General features: G+C 72.4%; 21 protein-coding genes. 13 read left to right on the forward strand and 8 right to left on the reverse strand.

The window, feature by feature from the left end; genetic code table 11:
• The first annotated feature begins 12 nt into the window (after positions 1 to 12).
• Both ACFY01_RS01890 and ACFY01_RS01895 read left to right on the forward strand, forming a co-directional pair.
• Positions 13 to 231, forward strand: a complete 219-nt coding sequence (locus ACFY01_RS01890; protein WP_390733649.1) for a hypothetical protein — start codon at positions 13 to 15, stop codon at positions 229 to 231.
• Between the two features lie 133 nt (positions 232 to 364).
• On the forward strand, positions 365 to 1,855 hold the full coding sequence (locus tag ACFY01_RS01895) for an SPFH domain-containing protein (RefSeq protein WP_390733650.1): 1,491 nt from the start codon (positions 365 to 367) through the stop codon (positions 1,853 to 1,855).
• 33 nt (positions 1,856 to 1,888) lie between these two features.
• Here ACFY01_RS01895 and ACFY01_RS01900 read toward each other — a convergent pair whose 3' ends face one another.
• Positions 1,889 to 2,311, reverse strand: coding sequence for a MarR family winged helix-turn-helix transcriptional regulator (locus tag ACFY01_RS01900; RefSeq protein WP_390733651.1), 423 nt, complete (start codon positions 2,309 to 2,311; stop codon positions 1,889 to 1,891).
• A 61-nt stretch (positions 2,312 to 2,372) separates the two neighbouring features.
• On the opposite strand from ACFY01_RS01900, the gene ACFY01_RS01905 reads away from it, so the two are divergent.
• A complete protein-coding gene (locus ACFY01_RS01905; RefSeq protein ID WP_390733652.1) occupies positions 2,373 to 3,176 on the forward strand; it encodes an alpha/beta fold hydrolase in 804 nt (267 codons plus the stop codon).
• A gap of 10 nt (positions 3,177 to 3,186) precedes the next feature.
• Positions 3,187 to 3,642, forward strand: a complete 456-nt coding sequence (locus ACFY01_RS01910) for a type II toxin-antitoxin system PemK/MazF family toxin (RefSeq protein WP_390733653.1) — start codon at positions 3,187 to 3,189, stop codon at positions 3,640 to 3,642.
• Here the strand turns inward: ACFY01_RS01910 and ACFY01_RS01915 are convergent.
• The gene (locus tag ACFY01_RS01915; RefSeq protein ID WP_390733654.1) at positions 3,627 to 4,460 is read right to left on the reverse strand and encodes a TIGR02452 family protein; all 834 of its coding nucleotides are present in this window, start codon (positions 4,458 to 4,460) and stop codon (positions 3,627 to 3,629) included. The genes ACFY01_RS01910 and ACFY01_RS01915 overlap by 16 nt on opposite strands.
• 254 nt (positions 4,461 to 4,714) lie before the next feature.
• On the opposite strand from ACFY01_RS01915, the gene egtA reads away from it, so the two are divergent.
• The 4 genes from egtA to egtD are packed head-to-tail and all read left to right on the forward strand — an operon-like array spanning position 4,715 to position 9,097.
• Positions 4,715 to 6,022: an ergothioneine biosynthesis glutamate--cysteine ligase EgtA gene (egtA, locus tag ACFY01_RS01920; protein WP_390733655.1), complete on the forward strand. Its 1,308-nt coding sequence runs from the start codon at positions 4,715 to 4,717 to the stop codon at positions 6,020 to 6,022.
• Complete coding sequence (gene egtB / locus ACFY01_RS01925) at positions 6,019 to 7,359, forward strand: ergothioneine biosynthesis protein EgtB (protein WP_390733656.1); 1,341 nt, start codon at positions 6,019 to 6,021, stop codon at positions 7,357 to 7,359. The genes egtA and egtB overlap by 4 nt, the downstream gene beginning before the upstream one ends.
• A complete protein-coding gene (gene egtC / locus ACFY01_RS01930; protein WP_390733657.1) occupies positions 7,359 to 8,138 on the forward strand; it encodes an ergothioneine biosynthesis protein EgtC in 780 nt (259 codons plus the stop codon). The genes egtB and egtC overlap by 1 nt, the downstream gene beginning before the upstream one ends.
• Complete coding sequence (gene egtD / locus ACFY01_RS01935; protein WP_390733658.1) at positions 8,135 to 9,097, forward strand: L-histidine N(alpha)-methyltransferase; 963 nt, start codon at positions 8,135 to 8,137, stop codon at positions 9,095 to 9,097. Before egtC ends, egtD begins: the two co-directional genes overlap by 4 nt.
• 28 nt (positions 9,098 to 9,125) lie before the next feature.
• Here the strand turns inward: egtD and ACFY01_RS01940 are convergent, their stop codons facing one another.
• Positions 9,126 to 10,382, reverse strand: a complete 1,257-nt coding sequence (locus ACFY01_RS01940) for an extracellular solute-binding protein (RefSeq protein ID WP_390733659.1) — start codon at positions 10,380 to 10,382, stop codon at positions 9,126 to 9,128.
• Between the two features lie 213 nt (positions 10,383 to 10,595).
• Here ACFY01_RS01940 and ACFY01_RS01945 point away from each other — a divergent pair, with 213 nt between their 5' ends.
• Complete coding sequence (locus ACFY01_RS01945; protein ID WP_390733660.1) at positions 10,596 to 10,811, forward strand: dodecin; 216 nt, start codon at positions 10,596 to 10,598, stop codon at positions 10,809 to 10,811.
• Between the two features lie 15 nt (positions 10,812 to 10,826).
• Here the strand turns inward: ACFY01_RS01945 and ACFY01_RS01950 are convergent, their stop codons facing one another.
• The 5 genes from ACFY01_RS01950 to ACFY01_RS01970 are packed head-to-tail and all read right to left on the reverse strand — an operon-like array spanning position 10,827 to position 14,986.
• The gene (locus ACFY01_RS01950) at positions 10,827 to 11,318 is read right to left on the reverse strand and encodes a hypothetical protein (protein ID WP_390733661.1); all 492 of its coding nucleotides are present in this window, start codon (positions 11,316 to 11,318) and stop codon (positions 10,827 to 10,829) included.
• 20 nt (positions 11,319 to 11,338) lie between these two features.
• A complete protein-coding gene (locus ACFY01_RS01955; RefSeq protein ID WP_390733662.1) occupies positions 11,339 to 12,367 on the reverse strand; it encodes a hypothetical protein in 1,029 nt (342 codons plus the stop codon).
• Positions 12,364 to 13,263: a protein phosphatase 2C domain-containing protein gene (locus ACFY01_RS01960; RefSeq protein ID WP_390733663.1), complete on the reverse strand. Its 900-nt coding sequence runs from the start codon at positions 13,261 to 13,263 to the stop codon at positions 12,364 to 12,366. The genes ACFY01_RS01955 and ACFY01_RS01960 overlap by 4 nt, the downstream gene beginning before the upstream one ends.
• A gap of 36 nt (positions 13,264 to 13,299) precedes the next feature.
• Positions 13,300 to 13,971 (reverse strand): hypothetical protein, encoded by a 672-nt coding sequence (locus ACFY01_RS01965; protein ID WP_390733664.1) that lies wholly within the window; start codon positions 13,969 to 13,971, stop codon positions 13,300 to 13,302.
• Positions 13,964 to 14,986 (reverse strand): hypothetical protein, encoded by a 1,023-nt coding sequence (locus ACFY01_RS01970; RefSeq protein WP_390733665.1) that lies wholly within the window; start codon positions 14,984 to 14,986, stop codon positions 13,964 to 13,966. Before ACFY01_RS01970 ends, ACFY01_RS01965 begins: the two co-directional genes overlap by 8 nt.
• A 238-nt stretch (positions 14,987 to 15,224) precedes the next feature.
• Between ACFY01_RS01970 and ACFY01_RS01975 the strand changes: the two genes are divergently transcribed.
• The 4 genes from ACFY01_RS01975 to ACFY01_RS01990 all read left to right on the forward strand — a co-directional run bounded on the left by ACFY01_RS01975 (position 15,225) and on the right by ACFY01_RS01990 (position 18,911).
• Positions 15,225 to 15,413: a hypothetical protein gene (locus ACFY01_RS01975; RefSeq protein ID WP_390733666.1), complete on the forward strand. Its 189-nt coding sequence runs from the start codon at positions 15,225 to 15,227 to the stop codon at positions 15,411 to 15,413.
• A gap of 246 nt (positions 15,414 to 15,659) precedes the next feature.
• On the forward strand, positions 15,660 to 17,294 hold the full coding sequence (locus ACFY01_RS01980; protein WP_390733667.1) for a hypothetical protein: 1,635 nt from the start codon (positions 15,660 to 15,662) through the stop codon (positions 17,292 to 17,294).
• A complete protein-coding gene (locus ACFY01_RS01985; RefSeq protein ID WP_390733668.1) occupies positions 17,281 to 17,826 on the forward strand; it encodes a hemerythrin domain-containing protein in 546 nt (181 codons plus the stop codon). The genes ACFY01_RS01980 and ACFY01_RS01985 overlap by 14 nt, the downstream gene beginning before the upstream one ends.
• The gene (locus ACFY01_RS01990) at positions 17,823 to 18,911 is read left to right on the forward strand and encodes a hydrogenase expression protein HypE (protein WP_390733669.1); all 1,089 of its coding nucleotides are present in this window, start codon (positions 17,823 to 17,825) and stop codon (positions 18,909 to 18,911) included. The genes ACFY01_RS01985 and ACFY01_RS01990 overlap by 4 nt, the downstream gene beginning before the upstream one ends.
• The last annotated feature ends 34 nt before the right edge of the window (positions 18,912 to 18,945 follow it).

Below are 18,945 nucleotides of genomic sequence, written 5' to 3' on the forward strand. Positions count from 1 at the left end.
TACGCTGTGGCCATGGACGATGCGTCGATGGTCGGGCTCATGGGGCGGGTCACCGGGACGATCGGACCCGGTCTGGTCGGCGAGGTGATCGTCCGGGTGCGGGGCGGCGCCGAGCACTTCCTGGCGTACGCGGCCGACAGCGGCGGCCGGATCGAGCCGGGCACGGTGGTGATGGTGGTCGAGTACCTGCCGCCGAGAACGGTGTACGTGGCTCCCGCGTACGACAGTTGAGCATGCCGCGCCGCAGGTGAGGGGTGTGTGCGTCAAGATTGCAACAAGGATTCGCCGGCGCCTTCTCCCCGGTCTCGCCGAGGAGCACACTCCCTTCGTTCGGTGCCGAAAGGGCACCATGCAAAGGGGGCGTATGCCGATGGTTGTCGGCGTCGTTGCGGGGGCGGCGGTCGTCGCCGTTCTCGTACTGATCGGTCTCTTCAAGATGATGTGGCGGGTCGCCGAGCCGAACGAGGCGCTCATCATCTCCGGTTCCAAGCACCGTACCGAGGGCCTCGAGGAGGGCATGGGGTTCCGCATCGTCACGGGGCGCGGCACGATGGTGCTGCCCGGCGTGCAGGCGGTGCGCAAGCTCTCCCTCGACCTGAACGAGACCGAACTGCACGTGGACTGCGCGACCCACCAGGGCATCCCGCTGAAGGTGCGGGGCGTGGTCATCTTCAAGGTGGGCGACGACTATGTGTCGATCGCCAATGCCGCCCGCCGTTTCCTGGACCAGCAGAAGCTGATGTCGGAGCGGGTGCACAACGTCTTCGCCGGCCATCTCCGTTCGATCGTGGGCGGGTTGACGGTGGAGGACATGATCCGCGACCGGGAGAAGCTGACCGGGCAGACCCGGGCGGCCTGCGGTACGGAGATGGAGAAGCTCGGCCTGATCGTCGACTCGCTCCAGATCCACGAGATCGAGGACCCGACCGGGTACATCCAGAACCTGGCGATGCCGCACGCGGCGGCCGTCCAGCGGGACGCGCGCATCGCGCAGGCGGAGGCGAATCGTCTCGCCACCGAGGCGGAGCAGCAGTCGTTCGCCCGGATGGCGGAGGCCACCCGGGACAGTGAGATCCTCCAGGCGGGCTATCAGGCCGAGCGGGACAAGGCGGCGGCGAAGGCCAGGCAGGCCGGTCCGCTCGCGGACGCGGCCGCCCGGCAGGAGGTCGTCGTCCAGGAGACGCGGGTCGCCGAGCTGGAGGCGCACCGGCGCGAACAGCAGCTCCAGGCCGATGTCCGCAAGCCCGCCGACGCCAAGGCCTACGAGAAGCGCACGCTGGCCGAGGCCGAGCGTGACGCCCGTATCTCGGCGGCGCAGGCCAAGGCGAAGGAGACGGAGCTCGCGGCGGCGGCCGAGGCGACCCGGGTGAAGACGGCCGCGGGCGCCGAGGCCGAGGCGACGCAGACCCGGGGCGCGGCCACCGCGGCGGCGACCCGGGCCACCGGTGAGGCCGAGGCGGCCGCCGCGCAGGCCAGGGGTCTGGCGGAGGCCGAGGCGACCAGGGCCCAGGGTCTCGCCGAGGCGGAGGCGATCAAGGCCCGTGCCGCCGCCCTCGCCGAGAACCAGGAGGCGGTCGTCGCCCAGCAACTCGCCGAGAACTGGCCGGAGATCGTCCAGGCGGGCGCGTCGGCGTTCGGCAACGTGGACAACATGGTGCTGCTCAACGGCGCCGACGGCATGGCCGAGTTGTTCGCGAAGGCGCTCACCATGGGCGGCACGGGCCTGGGGCTGGCCCGCCAGTTGCTCTCCTCGATGCACCACGACGGGCAGGGCCCGGCGGGGACTTCGCCGTTGAACGGAGTCGTGGCGCCGCCCGCGGCACAGAAGGTGCCGGTGGAGGACGACGGGAGGTAGACCCCGGCTCGGACGCGGGGGCGGCGCACGCGGTCAGCGTGCGCCGCCTGTGTCGTTCAGGCGTCGCAGCAGGGCCAGCAGGGTGGCGCGGTCGGCCGCCGGGAGGGCGGAGAAGCACTCGGCCAGCACCTCGTCGGCGACCGCGTGGCCCGCCGCCAGGATCCGTTCGCCCTCGGGCGCGAGGTGGTGCTCGATGCGCCGGCCGTGGCCCGGGCGGCGCTCGACCAGGCCCTGGGCGGCCAGCCGGCCCACGAGCGCCCCGAAGGCCTGCTCGGTCTGGAAGGTGGCCGCGGCCAGTTCGCGCGCGGACGCGCCCGGTGAGCGGTCGATCGCGCGCAGCGCGTCCCACTGGGCGAGGGTGGTGCCGACGGCGGTGAGGGCGCTGTCGAGGGCCCGGTGCTGCCGGTACTGGGCCTGTTTGACCGCCCTGCCGAGAAGTTGCAGCTCATCGCGCATGGGCCAAGTCTAACCGACGATTAAACTAGCTTATATAAAGATCTTTAGTTAGACTCCTCGCATGCTGACGGACCAGATCACTCATGTGTACTCCGACCTGCCCCTCACCCTCTCCGAGGCCGGATCCGGCCGACCGGTGCTCGTCCTGCACGGCGGCGGCGGCCGGGCCACGGTCGCCGGACTCGCCGACCGGCTGTCCGCGACCGCGCACGTCCTCACGCCCGTGCACCCCGGCTGGGACGGCACCCACCGCCCCGACTGGCTGACCGGCGTCGACGACCTCGCCCTGACCTACCTGCACCTGCTCCAGGACCGGGGCCTGGACGACGTCCTGGTCGTCGGATCCTCACTGGGCGGCTGGATCGCCGCCGAGATGGCCGTACGCGACACGGCGGGCCTGATCAGCGGGCTGGTCCTCATCAACGCCGTGGGCGTGCAAATCCCTTCGGAGCCGGTCACGGACTTCTTCGCGCTCGACGCCCGCGCCGCCGCGGAGCACTCCTGGCACGATCCGGACCGGTTCCACGTCGACCCCGCCGGCCTCCCCGCCGAGGAACTGGCCCGCCGCCAGGGCAACATGGCCACCATGCGGCTCCTCGCCTCGGACCCGTACATGCACGACCCCAAGCTCCTGCGCCGCCTCGCCCGCGTCGAGCAGCCCGCCCTGCTGCTGTGGGGCGAGAGCGACCGCATCGCCACCCCCGCCTACGGTGCCGCCTACGCGGCCGCGTTCGCCCGGGGGCGGTTCGAACTCGTCCCCGAAGCCGGTCATCTCCCGCAACTGGAACGGCCGGACGCCACCTTCGCGCTGGTGGACGAGCATCTGCGCCGGACCGGTGGGCAGGTCGCGCACGACGCCCCGTAGGGTGCCACCCGTGACCGCCTTCACCGAAGAGACCGACGAGAACACCCCCGGCCGCCACGGCCACCGCGCCACCACCGAGGCCGACCCCCGCGAGGTGGGCCGGGTGCGCACCGAGTACTCCCCCGCGCACGACGGCGACCCCGATCCCGGGGAGATCGTGTGGACCTGGGTGCCCTTCGAGGAGAACGACGGGCGGGGCAAGGACCGCCCCGTGCTCGTGGTGGCCCGGGAGGCCGCGGGCACGTTCCTCGCCGTACAGCTGTCCAGCAAGCGGCACGACGGCGACCGGGAGTGGGTGGCGATCGGCAGCGGGCCCTGGGACCGTACGGGGCGCGACTCCTGGGTCGACGTGGACCGCGTCCTGCGGCTCCACGAGGAGGGCATGCGCCGGGAGGCGTGCGCGCTGGACCGCGGCCGGTTCAACCTGGTGAGGCACCGGCTGCACGAGCGCTACGGCTGGAGCTGACGCTCCGGGAAGGCCCGTGCGAAGGCCTCGCGCACCACGGCTCCCGGTGTGCGGTCCAGGATCCCGAACACGACGTGCTCAAAGGCCCCCGCGAACCGCCCCCCGGGGCCGAGCAGCCCGTGGAAGGCGCCCGCGACCTGCGCGGGGTCGTTCTGGAAGACCCCGCAGCCCCAGGCACCCAGCACCAGCCGCCGGTACCGGTGCGCCGCGGCGGTCTCCAGCACCCGCTCGGCGCGTGCCGACAGGGCGGACGGCAGCCCGGCCGCGCGCTGTGGGGCCGTACGCCGGACGACTCCGGCGTTCGGGGCCGGCGAGGTCAGGAATCCCGCCGCGTACGGCTCGTCCAGCAGGCGGCCGCGGTCGTCCCGGAAGACGGGCACGGCCGGTGAGTGGATGACACGGTCCGTGTAGAACGGGTCGCGGTGGGCGCGATGGTGGTCGTAGTACTCCGGGGCCCGCAGCAGGCACGTGTACAGGGCGGAGGCGCGGCACAGGGCCTCCTCCTGCGCCTGGGCGCCATTGAGGTAGCCGCCGCCGGGATTGCGGGCGGAGGCGAAGTTCAGCACGGCGACCGGAGCGGCCGGTCCGGTGAGGCGGCGGGCGGCCTCCAGGCTGCTCTCGCCGGTGACCTCGAAGACCGTGTCGGCCACGGGGGCCGCCGGCACCGGCACCGGGTCGGGGCCGTGCAGCCGCGTGCCGGCCCGGGCGGCCTCGATCTCCGCCGCCAGCGCGACCTCACGGCCGCCGGGCGCGCGGTACGCGCCCGCCGCCACGATCTCCTCGGTCTCGCGTGCGATGCCGCGCAGGCGCGCGCTCATGGCACCACCCCCGTCGGCGCCATGACCGCGGCCCGCGCGGCTTCCCCCGTCGTGCTCATGAACGCATCGTGAGCGATGCTGGTCCTGGGGTGCAACAGAGTTTCCCGGCCGAGGAAAGAGAGTTTCCAGCACCCGGTTGCCCCGATTTGCACCCTTGTGCGAATCGGCGAGAAGGTCTTGGGTGGGACGGATGATGCCGTCCCGGCCCACCCCGGCCGGGCGGTGGCATGGTGGAATCTCAGGAGGATCCCGACATGTCCGATTCGGTAAGTGATTGTGGCGACTGTACGGAGGACCGCACCGCCGTCACCGAACCCGAGGTAGAGGCCCTGGTCAGGGGCATCTGCTTCAAGACCGGACCGCCCCGCACGCTCGGGGTCGAAGTGGAATGGCTCGTTCACGAGCTCCGGCGGCCGCGGCTGCCGGTGACACCCGAACGACTCGAAGCGGCCTATGCCGCACTGCGCACCGTCCCCCTGGGCTCGGCGCTCACCGTCGAACCCGGCGGCCAGCTGGAACTGAGCTCGCCGCCCGCCGCCTCCCTCATGGAGTGCATAGGCACCGTCTCCGCCGACCTGGACGCCGTCCGCGCGGTCCTGGCGGAGGACGGCCTCGGTCTCGTCGGCGTCGGCCACGACCCCTGGCACGAGCCCCGCAGGTTCCTGCGCGAACCGCGCTACGACGCCCTGGAGACCTGCCTGGACCGCACGGGAGCGGCCGGCCGCCACATGATGTGCACCTCCGCATCCGTCCAGGTGTGCCTGGACGCCGGGTACGAGGAGCCGGGCCCGCTGGGCCACGGGCGGCGCTGGTGGCTGGCGCACCAGCTGGGCGCGGTCCTGGTGGCCGCGTTCGCCAACTCCCCGCTGGTCGCGGGGGAACCCACAGGCTGGCTGTCCACCCGGCAGCTGCTGTGGATGGAGATCGGCGCGGGCCGCGCGGGCGCGCCCCCGGCCGGTGAACCGCGCGCCGCCTGGGCGGGGCACGTGCTCGACGCGCCGGTGATGTGCGTACGGCTCGACGGCGCGCCCTGGGAGGTGCCCGAGGGGCTCACCTTCCGGGACTGGATCCGCGGGGCGCGGCCCCGGCCACCGACCCGCGCGGACCTCGACTACCACCTCACGACGCTCTTCCCGCCGGTCAGACCGCGCGGCCACCTGGAGCTGCGCATGATCGACGCGCAGCCCGGCGACGACGGGTGGATCGTGCCGCTCGCGGTCACGGCCGCGCTCTTCGACGATCCTCAGGCCGCCGAGACCGCGTACCGCACCGTGAAGCCCCTGGCCGAACGGACGCTGGGGCTGCCGGCGCCGCACAACCCGCTGTGGACGGACGCGGCCCGGTACGCGCTGGCCGACGCCGAGCTGCGGGAGGCCGCCGTCGCGTGTTTCGCGGCGGCGCTGGAGGCGCTCCCCCGGCTCGGCGCCACGACCGAGGTCACGGACGCCGTGGCGGCGTACCACGACCGCTACGTCGCCCGGGGCCGCTGCCCCGCCGACGACATGCTGGACCGCCTGCGCGGCACGGCTCCCCGCACCCACGGGAAGGACATCCGCCCATGACCGCCCCCGAGACCGAGCACGAGACCGAGCACGAGAGCGATCACCGAGCCGTCCGGGAGCGGGCGCTGGCCTCCCTGACCACCGCGCGCGCCCGGACCACCCTGCTGACCAGTTGCGTGGACGAGCCGGACCTCACCGCGCAGCACTCGCCGCTGATGTCCCCGCTGGTGTGGGACCTCGCCCACATCGGCAACCAGGAAGAGCTGTGGCTGCTGCGGGCGGTCGGCGGCCGGGAGCCGATGCGGCCCGAGATCGACGGCCTCTACGACGCCTTCGAGCACTCGCGTGCCGAACGGCCCTCGCTGCCGCTGCTGCCGCCCGCGGAGGCCCGCGGCTACGCGGCCGAGGTACGCGGCCGGGCCCTGGACCTGCTGGAGAGCGCGGCGCTGCACGGCACCCGGCTGACCGAGGCGGGCTTCGCCTTCGGCATGATCGCCCAGCACGAACAGCAGCACGACGAGACGATGCTGATCACCCATCAGCTCCGCAAGGGCCCACAGGTCCTGACCGCACCCGACCCGGAGCCGGCGCCGCTGTTCACCGGGCCGGCCGAAGTCCTCGTCCCCGGCGGCCCGTTCACCATGGGCACGTCCACCGAGCCATGGGCGCTGGACAACGAACGTCCCGCGCACCGCGTGGAGGTGGCCCCCTTCCGCATCGACACCACACCGGTGACGAACGCCGCGTACCTGGCGTTCATCGAGGACGGCGGCTACGACACCGAGCGCTGGTGGACGAAGGAGGGCTGGGCGCACATACGCCGGCACGGCATCACCGCACCGCAGTTCTGGCGCCGTGACGGCGGCCAGTGGCTGCGGCGCCGCTTCGGCGTCACCGAGGTCGTCCCGCCCGACGAGCCCGTACTGCACGTGTGCTGGTACGAGGCCGACGCCTACGCCCGCTGGGCCGGGCGCCGGCTGCCCACCGAGGCCGAGTGGGAGAAGGCGGCCCGGCACGACCCCGCCACCGGACGCTCCAGGCGCTACCCGTGGGGCGACGCCGACCCGGCGCCGGTCCACGCCAACCTGGGCCAGCGGCACCTGCGCCCCGCCCCGGCGGGCAGCTACCCGGCGGGCGAGTCGCCGCTCGGCGTACGCCAGTTGATCGGCGACGTGTGGGAGTGGACGGCGAGCGACTTCCTGCCGTACCCGGGGTTCACCGCGTTTCCGTACAAGGAGTACTCGGAGGTGTTCTTCGGGCCCGAGTACAAGGTGCTGCGCGGCGGCTCGTTCGCCGTGGACCAGGTGGCCTGCCGGGGCACGTTCCGCAACTGGGACTACCCGATCCGGCGGCAGATCTTCTCCGGCTTCCGCACCGCCCGCTCGGAGGACGTCTGATGTGCCGTCACCTGGCGTACGTGGGGCCGCCGGAGCCGCTGGGCGAGCTGATCACCGAGCCCCCGCACGGCCTGTACCGCCAGTCGTGGGCGCCACGGCGGCAGCGGTACGGCACGGTGAACGCCGACGGTTTCGGGGTCGGCTGGTACGCCCCGGACGACCCGGTGCCGGCCCGCTACCGGCGGGCCGGGCCGATCTGGGCCGACCAGTCCTTCGCGGACCTGGCCCGGGTGGTCCGGACGAGCGCGCTGCTCGCCGCGGTGCGCGACGCCACCCTGGCGGGCGCCGACGCGGAGGCCGCCGCGGCGCCGTTCGCGGCGGGCCGGTGGCTGTTCAGCCACAACGGCGCGATCAGGGGCTGGCCCCGGTCCGTGGCCCCGCTGGCCCCCACACTGCCGCCGGTCGACCTGCTGTCGCTGGAGGCGCGCACCGACTCGGCCTTCGTCTGGGCGCTGGTGCTGCACCGGCTGCACTCCGGCGAGGAGGCCGGACCAGCCCTCGCCGAAACGGTTCTCCAGGTCGCCGAGGCGGCCCCCGCCTCCCGGCTCAACCTGCTGCTCACCGACGGCGAGACCATCACCGCCACCGCCTGGGGCGACACCCTCTGGTACCGCACGGAACCCGGCCGCGCCGTCGTGGCCTCCGAGCCGTACGACGACGACCCGCGCTGGCAGGAGGTCCCCGACCGCACGCTGCTCGCGGCCGACCGGGCCGGCGCCCGGCTGACCCCCCTGACGGAAGCCCTCGCCCCTGTACCACCGAAGGAGCCCTGCACGTGAGTCCCCTGCACGTCACCCGCACCCTTCCCGAGGACGCCACGGACGCCGCGCTGCGCGCCGACGTCCTCGACGGCCTCACCGCCACCCCCAAGACCCTGCCGCCGAAGTGGTTCTACGACGCCCGGGGCAGCGAGCTGTTCGAGCAGATCACCGAACTGCCCGAGTACTACCCGACCCGCGCCGAACGGGAGATCCTCACCACCCGCTCCGGCGAGATCGCGTCAGCGACCGGGGCCCGCACGCTGGTCGAACTGGGCTCCGGTTCCTCCGAGAAGACGCGGTACCTCATCGACGCGCTCACCGGCCTGCGCGTCTACGTCCCCGTCGACGTCAGCGAGAGCGCCCTGACCCAGGCCGGACAGGCCCTCGCCGAGGAGCGGCCGTGGCTCGAAGTGCACGCCCTGATCGCCGACTTCACGGCCGCGCTGACCCTTCCGGACACGCCCGGCCCCCGGATGGTGGCCTTCCTGGGCGGCACCATCGGCAATCTCCTGCCCGCCGAACGCGCCCGCTTCCTCGCCTCCGTCCGCGCCCTGCTCTCGCCGGGCGACGCCCTGCTGCTCGGCACGGACCTGGTCAAGGAGGAGGACGTCCTCGTCCGGGCCTACGACGACGCGGCCGGGGTGACGGCCGAGTTCAACAAGAACGTCCTGGCCGTCGTCAACCGTGAACTGGGCGCCGACTTCGATCCCGGTGCCTTCGAGCACGTGGCCCTGTGGGACACGGCGAACGAGTGGATCGAGATGCGGCTGCGCTCCCGAGCGGCCCAGACCGTCAAGGTCCCCGCGCTGGACCTCGCGGTCGACTTCGCGGCGGGAGAGGAACTGCGCACCGAGGTGTCGGCGAAGTTCCGGCGGGACGGGATCACCGACGAACTGGCCCTCGCCGGGCTGGATCTGACCCATTGGTGGACCGACTCGCAAGGGCGCTTCGCGCTGTCGCTGAGCATGGCCCGGTGACCTCGGGGGCCCGTCCGCGCCATCCGCCTCAGTTCAGGTCGGGCGCGAGTTCGCCGGTGATCCGGCGGGAGGCGCGGCGGGCCTCGGTCGCCGGGTCGGCACCGCCGAGCACCTTGCTCATGTACTCCTTGATCGGGTTGTCGGTCTCGACCGCGGTCCACTGAGGGGTGCTGGGGGTCGCCCGCCCGTGCGCGGCGCCCGCCGCCATGGCGGCGACCCCCTCCTCGCCCGCCACCGCCTTCGCCAGGGTCGTCCTGTTGGGCACGTAGTTCATGGTGCGGGCCAGTTCGGTGTCCCACTTGGCGCCGGTGAGGGCCGCGACGACCTCGACGGCGCGGTCCGGCTGGTCGGTCTTGCGGGGCACGATGAGGTCGGAGCCGCCCGTGAACACGGTGCCGGGCCGGCTCGCCGTCTTCCCGGGCACCGGGAAGTAGCCCAGTTCGTCCTTGAGTCGGGGGTTCTGCTGCACGATCGCCTGCGCGAGCCCCGGGACGGCCACGATCTGCGCCACCTTGCCGCCCGCGAACACGCCCGCCTGGGGCGGGTGTTCCTCGTCGGCGCCGACCGGTCCCCTGCCGAGCGCCTGGAGCCTGCGGTAGAAGTCCATGCCGCGCAGCGCCGCCGGGGTGTCCAGGGCGCCCTTCCAGCGGAAGCCCTTCTCCTCGGCCAGGTCGCCGCCCTCGTCCCAGATGAATCCGGCGAGCGTGTACCAGTCCTGTCCCGCCAGGTAGATGCCCTGGTTGCCCCCGGAGTCGAGCTTCTCCGTGTCGGCGAGCCACTCCTCACGGGTCTTCGGCGAAGCGGTGATGCCGGCCCGCTCGAAGAGGTCCTTGCGGTAGATGACGACGCGGTTGGCGGCGTACCAGGGGATGCCGTACTGCTGGGTCCCCTGGTGCCCGGGTTCGGTCAGACCGGGCAGCCAGTGCTCCTTGTCCCAGTCGCGCACCGACTCCAGTGTGAGGTCGGTGAGGCGGTCGCCCTCGACGTAGCGCGGGACCTGGGTGTTGCCGACCTCGATGACGTCGGGGCCGTCCTCGGCGTCGCTCCTGAGCGCGCTCTGCACCTTGTCGACGATGCCGGTCCATTCCCGGATGCGGATGTCGAGACGGATGTCGCCGTGGGTGCGCTCGAAGTCCTCGGTGAAGCGGCGCAGGAAGTCCTTGGACGCGCTGTCCTTCATCAGCCACACGGTGACGGTGTGCCGTTCGCTGCCGCCCGGCAGGACACCGCAGCCGGCCGCGAGGGCGGCGGAGACACAGACGAGGGCGAGGAGTCGACGTCGCACGAGGGGTCCTGTTCTGTCTGGCGGACAGGGGAGGGGGCCCGACGTGGGGGACGAGCACGGGCGCTCGTACGGGCGTGGTGGATTTTGGTATGGACCAATACGGAGGTCAAGGCCTACCCGGGGTTACGGCCGGACGCCTCGCAATCCACCTCCGCATACGGCACGGTGGAGTGACGCGTGGCACACCTGTCACCAAGGAGAGGAGCACCCGCCATGTCGAACCACACCTACCGGGTCACCGAGATCGTCGGCACCTCCCCCGAAGGCGTCGACCAGGCCATCCGCAACGGCATCGCGCGCGCCAACCAGACCCTGCGCAACCTCGACTGGTTCGAGGTGACCCAGGTCAGGGGGCAGATCGAGAACGGCGAGATCGGTCACTGGCAGGTCGGGCTGAAGGTGGGCTTCCGCCTCGAGGACGAGGGGTGACCGGCCCGGCCCTCCTCAGGTCCGCCCCTCCCGCTCCTGGGCGTCGGCCAGCGCGGCTGACGGCTGGGCCCAGCGGGCCCGTACGACGGTGAACCCGGCCCGTTCGGCGTCGCCGCACACCAGTTCGTCGTCGTCCACCAGGACCCGGACCTCCCGGTCCCGGGCCAGCCGGCGCAGGATCTCCAGCTTGGTGCGACGGGCGGGCCTGCGGTCGGCGTCGCGCCGCATGAACACGCGCCCCTCGGGCAGACCGTGCGCGGCGAGCCAGTCGAGCGTGTCCCGCCGGCAGCGCTCGGGCCGCCCGGTGAGATAGACGACCTCGCACTCCTCGGCACTGCCACGCGCCAGCGCCACGCCCTCGGCGAGCGGCGGGTCCGCGGGCGCGGCGGCGAAGAAGGCGTCCCAGTCCCGCGGTTTGCGCTCCAGGAACCGCTGCCGGTGCGCCGTGTCGGCGAGGGTGTTGTCGAGATCGAACACGGCGAGCGGCCGCCGGCTGCTGTCTGTCACACGGCCAGCCTAGCCAGCCCTCAGGTCATCAGGACGGCCACGGCGATCAGCAGGAGCACGAGCAGGACGGTGGCGGACAGGAGGGCAGCCAAGCGCCTCCGGCGGTTGCTGGGCCGCATCGGCGCGGGGACCGGGCCGGCGGACACCGGTCGCGGTCTCTCGTCGGGCGGGTGCGCCTCCGACCTCGTGACCGTGTGGCGGCGAGCGCCGGCCAGCGCACGTGCCCACTCCTCGAGCGACGGCCTGCGCGATGGATCCGCGGACATGGTGCGCTGGGCAAGGGTGGCCAGCTCCCGGCTCACCGCGCGGACACCACCGAGGTCGTACGAGTCCTGGGAACCCGACAGGGCCCGGACGACCAACAGGCCGAACTTGTAGACGTCACCGGCCGACGTCCCCGTCTCCGCCCTGGACGGCAACTCCCAGCCCGGCGTCTCGATCTGGCGAAGCACGTCCCTCCCCCGCAACCGCATGGTGTCGCAGTCGATGATGAAGCAGGCGGGCCGCGGCTCGAGCGTGAAGAGGACGTTTTTCGGCGACAGGTCGCCGACGGTCACTTCCATGGCGTGCAGCCGCCGCAGGGTGTCCGCGAGCTCGGCCAGCAGCGTGAGCCGCTGCGCCGACGACACGGCGAGGCCGATCCGCTGAAGGTACGCGGGTGGGTTGAGCAGATACTCGAAACCTGCGACCCTGGCCGGGCCGGCGTCCACCCTGAGCTTCAGGTAGAACTGTTCGGGCACCCGCCTCATCAGAAACCCGCTGGTCCGTCCCTCCTCCACGAGCAGGGCGGCGGGCCAGGCCGCGTGGTCCCCCAGCCAGGCCCGCGGCTCGGGAGCGAGACTGTGCGGGAACGACACCATGGCTTCGAGCGCCGCCTCGTCCACCTGGTCCACCAGGCCAGGAGCGTACCTCTTGCAGACGGCCGGCCACACGCCGTCGATCTTCACGTCGGGCACGGCGTGGACGACGCCCTGACCGCCGCGTCCGAGGACCTCACGCAGGGCGAGACGCCGGCTGTCCCAGCGGACGACAGCCGTCTCCCCCGTCATCGGTGGACCTCCCCCGCGAGACGGGGCCAGACGGCCACCAGCGTACGGTCGTCGTCGAAGTTCTCCCTCGAGAAGTCCAGGACATGGCCGAGCACCACGGGAGCGGGCGGGTTGCGCAGGAGCCGGGCGAACAGGTCCCCGACCGAGCCGCTGCCGTCCCCGAGAGCGTCACCGAACCCGTCCGTGCCGATCAGCAGCGCCGCGTCTGGCGGCACGAGGACCGACACCGGCACGAGTTCTGCGGGAACCCTGGGCAGCGGCGTGACGGCGCAGGACTCCGGCTCGTCCGCAGCCACCTCAGGGTCCTCGAAGAGCGGCGAGTAGCGCCCGTCCCGCAGAATCCAGGCCCCGGAATCACCGATCCGCGTCAGCGCCAGCGCCAGCGACCCGTCGGAGACCGGACGTACGACACCGCACACCAGGGTGGTGGCCAGCTGCCGTTCCGCTTCCTGCCGGGACGTGGGGCCCGGCTCGGCTCCACCTGTGATGCGCATGACGAGCTGCCAGGCCGCTGCCCCGCAGGTCCGGCGCCAGTCGATCTCCTCGGCGCCTGCGTTCAGTTGGGCCAGCACGTCGTCGACGGAGGTCCGGCATGCCAGAGCGGCCCCCACGTGCGGCTGCCAGGCCGCCGACACACCGTCTGCGACGGCGAAGACGACGGTTCCGGTGGCTTCGTGCACTGCCAGCGCGAAGTCGTCCTCGCGGGGCCGCCCTTCGAACCTGTGCCGGTAGCCACGTACGGAGGCGGCCCTCACGGTGGCCGCGGCGGTCGACCAGCCGTCGCAAACCGTGTCGGGCCGGTACAGCGAAGCGGACGGAGGCAGGGGTTCGAACGCGTCGATGGGACGGCCGACGACGACCGTCTCGCAGGACACACCGGGCTCCGTTCCCGTCATCGGCTCCCCTTTCTCCGCCCTCCGCCTGTAATGCGATCAGATCACGTCGATGGCCAGTGTGAAGCCCTCCGGTTTGTCCACGATCAGCTCTGGAGAGGCGCTGCCGAGGCTGTATCCCGACGCCACGACGCTGTGCGTCAGCGACGAGAAGAAGGCGGCCACGGCCGTGTTCAGTTCCAGAACCGCCTGGGAGACGAACGCGAACTGCGGTGCCGTGGCCACGGCCGCGATGGTCGACGCGTCCGCGGTTCCGATGCCGCAGGCGATGATGTTGGGGGCGGCCGGCGTCACTCCACGGTCGGTGAGCCGGATCCACAGTGGCTTCCAGTCGTCGTTGGGTTGACCGTCGGTCATGAAGAAGACGGCCGGCCGGTGGACCAGGTACCCCTCCGCCTTCAGCCGCGCCACGTCGAGCGGGATCCGGTCCACGAGCCAGCCGAAGACCGCGCCGTAACTCGTGTGGGCGCGCGATGAGAGCGCCGGCATCCGGTCCAGCCCGCGCGGGTCGCTGAGCGGGAGGCGCTCGACGGCGTCGTCCGAGAAGCCGATGACGCAGATGCGGACCTTGGACGCTGCCATCGGCTCACCGAGAAGCACGTGGTGCAGGGCCCGCAGAGACTCGTTGAGGTCGCCGAGGTAGGGGGTCATGGAGGCCGATTCGTCGACGGCGATGTAGAAGGGCAGCACGGCGCCGCGGCTCTCAGTCAAGAAGCTCCTCCCGCCGGTCCGTCACGGCCTCCCGGTCTCTTCCCACGAGTCGGCCACCGGACACGATCAAACCTGCCGCGCCTCCGAAGACGCAGCCCGCCCCCGCCGCCAGCACCGGTAACCACAATCCACTCGACGGCCCCTGGACGGTTACGACACTGACTGCCAGACCGACCAACCCGCCGCACGCGACGAAGGTCAGCAGGACGTCGTCGTCGGCCAGCAGACGCTCCAGGCCGGTACCGGCCATGCCACCGATGGCGGCTCCGGCGAACAGTCCGACCACGGGTCCCGTCACCACGCAGACGAATCCGTACCACTGGGTCTTGACGGTCGGGGCGAGGATGCCGTGGTCCAGCGCCCCCACCATCACCCCCACCAGAGCGCCGAACAGGGCCAACGCCGCGAGACCGGCGAGGCAGTGCGACAGGTCCTCCCGTCCGGGGCCGACACCGCGAGCCGGGAACGACCGTACGGCCTCGGCCTCGGCCCGCGCCCTGGCGACGATTTCCGCGGCCTCGGCGCGGGCGGCGGCATGGATTCTCTGGGCCTCCTCGTGCGCGGCGGCGTAGGCCCGGCCGAGCGCCTCTTCGGCGGCACGCTCCCGAGCGAGCTGTTCCTCGGCCACGGTCTCCTGGCGTGACCGCAGGACCGAGACGCTCTCCGCGTCCGCCGCACCGGCAGACGCCGCTCCCGGTGACGGGCGGGCATCGTCGGCATAGGCGCTGTACCAGAGGACCTGGAACCGCCGTACCTCCCCGTCGACGTCCAGCCGCTCGCCGGCTACGGCCGACAGGTGCCGCACGACGGGCTCCCACTTCGCCCACTTGGGCAGGCGTTCCCCCGACAGCATCCAGCGGAAGCACTCATGACTCACGCCTTCCTCGGGGCGCTTCGCCGTGACTTCCCGGCTGACCTTGCGCAGAGCGGGCCGTCCCGCGCTGTTGTAGAGCGTGTTCATGGCTTCCACGAGCGCACGGTGGGACTCCGACAGAAAGCCGCCGTTCACGCTCACGCGTCCCTCCCCACCACCGTACCGAGCAACGGCAGGGAGCCCGCTCGTCAAGGACCGTCAAACGACATTCCTGCACAGGCCGTACGCATGTCAATCAGAATGCGAGATTTGTCAACGGACCGATGACTAGCAGCTATTGACGGCGACAACCGCCAACTGACGCTGCTTGCCGTGTTCCTGAGCAACCGTGTCCCCAGATGCCGCACCACGGCGGTACCGCTTCAGGAAAGGAACCGAGATGTCGAACCACCCGCGTCCGGCTCAGGGCCCGGCCGCCGACGACGGCCGGTCGGACTTCCTCGCGATCGTCGTCACCGGCTGGCTGCTCATCACCCTCGGGCACGTGTCTCCCGAGGCGGCGGCCGAACTGGCGGCGCTGCTGCTCGCGGCATGGCGGACGGCCATCCACCGCCGCCCGCGCGGCTGACATCGTCTCCCCGGGCGGCCACCCGCCGGCCGCCTGCGCACACCCCGGCCGACGGCCCCGTCCGGGCGCCGCGCGGGCGGGGGGTACGGCGCTGAGTCCCGCCTGGGCCGGACGCGCGGCCCGGCGGACGAGGGGGCCGCGCGGTGGCGGTCCCCCGAGTGGACCAACTCGGTGGGCCACAGGAGGCCGACCGGTGTGAGCGGTGTGACGCTGGTGGAAGGGATGGCCGGCGTGACAGGAGACAGGATGGTGGACGGTACCGCTCGGAGCGGATGCGCTGCGCTCGCATCACGTGACGAGGCGCTCCAGCGGCTGCGCACGGTCGCCGACGCCGTGCTCTACGAGGGCTACCTTCTTTATCCGTACCGCCGGTCATCCCCCAAGAACCGGGTGCGATGGCAGTTCGGCGTCCTCACCCCGCGCGAGTGGGCCGAGGCGGACGGGCCGGTGCCGCCGGGTGTGTCCGGCTCGGTGGACTCCTGGTACCAGCAGACCGAGTGCCTGCTGCGGGCGTCCGGCGACGCCCGGCTGCGGGTGACGGTGCGTTACCTCCAGCTCCAGCGCAAGCAGGTGGAGCAGTCCACCGGCGACGGCCTCCACCGGCCGGTGGAGACGCTTCGGACCGGGGCGGAGGTCCATCTGACCTTCGACGAGGCGGTTCCCCGCGAGGCGGAGATCGACATCCCGCTGGCCCGGCTCCTCCAGGGCCCCCACCGCACGACGGTGGGGTCGCCCGGCGGTGCGGGGACGGAGCAACTGGGCGGCGGGGCGGGCCGGGTGGTGCGCCGCCGGGACCCGGTCCACGCCGTGACGACCGTCCGGGCCGAGCTCGTCCGGGACGACGGCGACGGCAGCGCGCTGTACCGGCTGCGGGTGCGCACCGAGAACACCGGGTCCTTGCCCGGCGGTGCCGGCGTGCCCCGCGCCGAGGCGCTGCGGTACGCCCTCATGGCCACCCACACCCTGCTCTGCGGCACCGGCGTCGAGTTCGGATCCCTGATCGAGCCGCCCGAGGCGGACGAGGAGCACGCCCGCGGCTGCCGGAACCTGTTCACCTTCCCCGTCCTGGGCGGCGAACCGGGCCGCGGCGACACCGTCCTGTCCTCGCCGATCATCCTGCCGGACCATCCGCAGGTGGCCCCCGAGAGCCCGGGCGACCTGCACGACGCCGCCGAGATCGACGAGATCCTGAGCCTGCGCACACTGCTGCTGACGGACGACGAGAAGCGCGAGGCCCGCGCCACCGACCCGCGGGCCGCGGACATCCTCGACCGGGTCGAGAACATGCCACCGGAGATGTTCGCCCGCCTGCACGGCGCGATCCGCTCCCTCCGGCCGACGGCCCCCACCACAACAGCCGCCGCTCCGCCATCGGCCGACCCCACCCGTTCGGACACGGCCCATCACTGCGTCACCCCGGCCGGCACCCCCGAGCCCGGCGCCGATCGACCCGACCCCGCTCCCACCCGTCCCGCCGGGGCGGGGGGCCGAGGGGGCGAAGACCCGTTCGGCGTAGCGCCGGTGGCCGCCGGGCCGCGTGGAGTGGTCCCCTGGTGGCAGGAGGGAGGCGAGGAGGGTCTGTCGCCCACGACCGACAGCGTGACCGTGGACGGCGTGCCCGTCGCGGCCGGCAGCACCGTGCGGCTGCGTCCGGCCGGGCGGGGAGCGGACGCGCAGGACATGTTCCTGGCCGGCCGCACCGCCCGCGTGGCGGCCGTGTTCCACGACGTGGACGGCAGTACGCACCTGGCCGTCACGCTCGACGACGATCCGGCCGCGGAGCTCAACGCCTGGTACGGCCGCTACCTCTACTTCCGCCCGCACGAACTTCAGCCACTGGCCGCCGCCGTCGACGAGGGAGCGCCCGATGGACGCCCTTGAGCTGCTGACCCACGACCACCGCAGGGTGGAACAGTTGTTCCGCGACTACCACTCGGCCGCCTCGGACCGGCAGCGGCGCGGTGTCGTCGAACTGCTCGTGCGGGAACTGTCCCGGCACGCCGCCCTGGAGGAGATGTACGTCTACCCGCTGGCGAGGAAGGTCTTCGCCGACGGCGGACGCGAGATCGACGAGCACCTCGGCGAGCACATGGCGGTCAAGGAGTCGCTGCTCGCCCTGGACCGGCTCGCCGAAGGCGACGAGCGCACGGACGAACTCGTCGCCCGGCTGCGCCGCGAGGTCGAGGAGCACGTGCGCGAGGAGGAGGAAGTGTTCATGCCCCGGCTGCGCGCCTGTGTCCCCCGGCAGGAACTCGACGACCTCGGGCGGCTGCTGGCGAGAGCCAGGCAGGACGTACCGACCCGCCCCCACCCCCACGCGCCGGACCATCCACCCGCGCTCACCTTCGCCGGGCCGGTGGCCGCGGCGTTCGACCGACTCAGGGACCGATTGCAGCGGAGGCCGAGGACATGACCACCCAAAGCGGCACCACCGAAGTCAGCCAGGACCCCAGCCGGTCCGAACGGCGCGAGGGCTTCGACGAGATCACCATCCTGTGGATCTCCGAGGGCATGAGCTGCGACGGCGACACCGTCTCGCTCACCGCCGCCGACCAGCCCTCCATCGAGGACGTGGTGCTCGGCCTGATCCCCGGTCTGCCGAAGGTGAACCTGGTCAACAAGGTGCTGTCACCGAGCCTGGGCGGCGAGGACTTCCTCGCTCCGTACCGGGCGGCGGCGCGCGGCGAGCTGGCCCCGTTCATGCTCGTCATCGAGGGCTCGATCCCGAACCAGAACATCATCAAGGGCGACGGCTACTGGACGTCGTTCGGCAACGACCCGGACACCGGCCAGCCGCTGCCCCTGAACTGGTGGATCGACGAACTGGCACCGAAGGCCTGGGCGGTGGTGGCCGCCGGCACCTGCGCCACCTACGGCGGCATCCACGCGATGGCGGGCAACCCCACCGGCTCGATGGGCCTCGCGGACTACCTCGGCTGGGACTTCGTGTCGCAGGGCGGTCTGCCCGTCGTCAACGTGCCCGGCTGCCCCATCCAGCCCGAGAACTTCATGGAGACCCTGATCTGGGTGCTCCAGCACGCGGCCGGGGCCGCTCCCCCGCCGCCGCTGGACCACATGCTGCGCCCGCAGTGGCTGTTCGGCAAGACCGTGCACGAGGGCTGCGACCGGGGCTCGTACTACGAGCAGGCCAGCTTCGCCAAGGACTACAACTCCCCCAAGTGCCTGGTGAAGACGGGCTGCTGGGGCCCGGTCGTCAACTGCAACGTGCCCAAGCGCGGCTGGATGGCCGGCATCGGCGGCTGCCCGAACGTCGGCGGCATCTGCATCGGCTGCACGATGCCCGGCTTCCCCGACGCGTTCATGCCGTTCATGGACGAACCTCCCGGCGCGACGCTGTCGTCGCTGGTCGTCAAGCCGTACGGGGCGGTCGTGCGCCGGCTGCGCGGCCTGACCAACGACATCGTGAACCACGAGCCCAAGTGGCGGCACAACAAGCGCAAGCTCACCAGCGGTTACGACCCGCACTGGCGCGCCTGACACGGCGGCACGCGGGGGGATGGGGGGGACCACC

The organism is Streptomyces sp. NPDC001480 (genome assembly GCF_042894725.1).
In the GTDB taxonomy this organism is placed as follows: Bacteria; Actinomycetota; Actinomycetes; order Streptomycetales; family Streptomycetaceae; genus Streptomyces.

Bases quoted from the DNA above. Each gene is read 5' to 3' on its own strand.
- ACFY01_RS01905 (WP_390733652.1), top strand. From the start codon at position 2,373: ATGCTGACGGACCAGATCACTCATGTGTACTCCGACCTGCCCCTCACC.
- ACFY01_RS01945 (WP_390733660.1), top strand. From the start codon at position 10,596: ATGTCGAACCACACCTACCGGGTCACCGAGATCGTCGGCACCTCCCCC.
- ACFY01_RS01955 (WP_390733662.1), bottom strand. From the start codon at position 12,367: ATGACGGGGGAGACGGCTGTCGTCCGCTGGGACAGCCGGCGTCTCGCC.
- ACFY01_RS01915 (WP_390733654.1), bottom strand. From the start codon at position 4,460: ATGAGCGCGCGCCTGCGCGGCATCGCACGCGAGACCGAGGAGATCGTG.
- ACFY01_RS01985 (WP_390733668.1), top strand. From the start codon at position 17,281: ATGGACGCCCTTGAGCTGCTGACCCACGACCACCGCAGGGTGGAACAG.
- egtA (WP_390733655.1), top strand. From the start codon at position 4,715: ATGTCCGATTCGGTAAGTGATTGTGGCGACTGTACGGAGGACCGCACC.
- egtB (WP_390733656.1), top strand. From the start codon at position 6,019: ATGACCGCCCCCGAGACCGAGCACGAGACCGAGCACGAGAGCGATCAC.
- ACFY01_RS01895 (WP_390733650.1), top strand. From the start codon at position 365: ATGCCGATGGTTGTCGGCGTCGTTGCGGGGGCGGCGGTCGTCGCCGTT.
- ACFY01_RS01900 (WP_390733651.1), bottom strand. From the start codon at position 2,311: ATGCGCGATGAGCTGCAACTTCTCGGCAGGGCGGTCAAACAGGCCCAG.
- ACFY01_RS01960 (WP_390733663.1), bottom strand. From the start codon at position 13,263: ATGACGGGAACGGAGCCCGGTGTGTCCTGCGAGACGGTCGTCGTCGGC.
- ACFY01_RS01990 (WP_390733669.1), top strand. From the start codon at position 17,823: ATGACCACCCAAAGCGGCACCACCGAAGTCAGCCAGGACCCCAGCCGG.
- ACFY01_RS01975 (WP_390733666.1), top strand. From the start codon at position 15,225: ATGTCGAACCACCCGCGTCCGGCTCAGGGCCCGGCCGCCGACGACGGC.
- ACFY01_RS01890 (WP_390733649.1), top strand. From the start codon at position 13: ATGGACGATGCGTCGATGGTCGGGCTCATGGGGCGGGTCACCGGGACG.
- egtC (WP_390733657.1), top strand. From the start codon at position 7,359: ATGTGCCGTCACCTGGCGTACGTGGGGCCGCCGGAGCCGCTGGGCGAG.
- ACFY01_RS01980 (WP_390733667.1), top strand. From the start codon at position 15,660: ATGGTGGACGGTACCGCTCGGAGCGGATGCGCTGCGCTCGCATCACGT.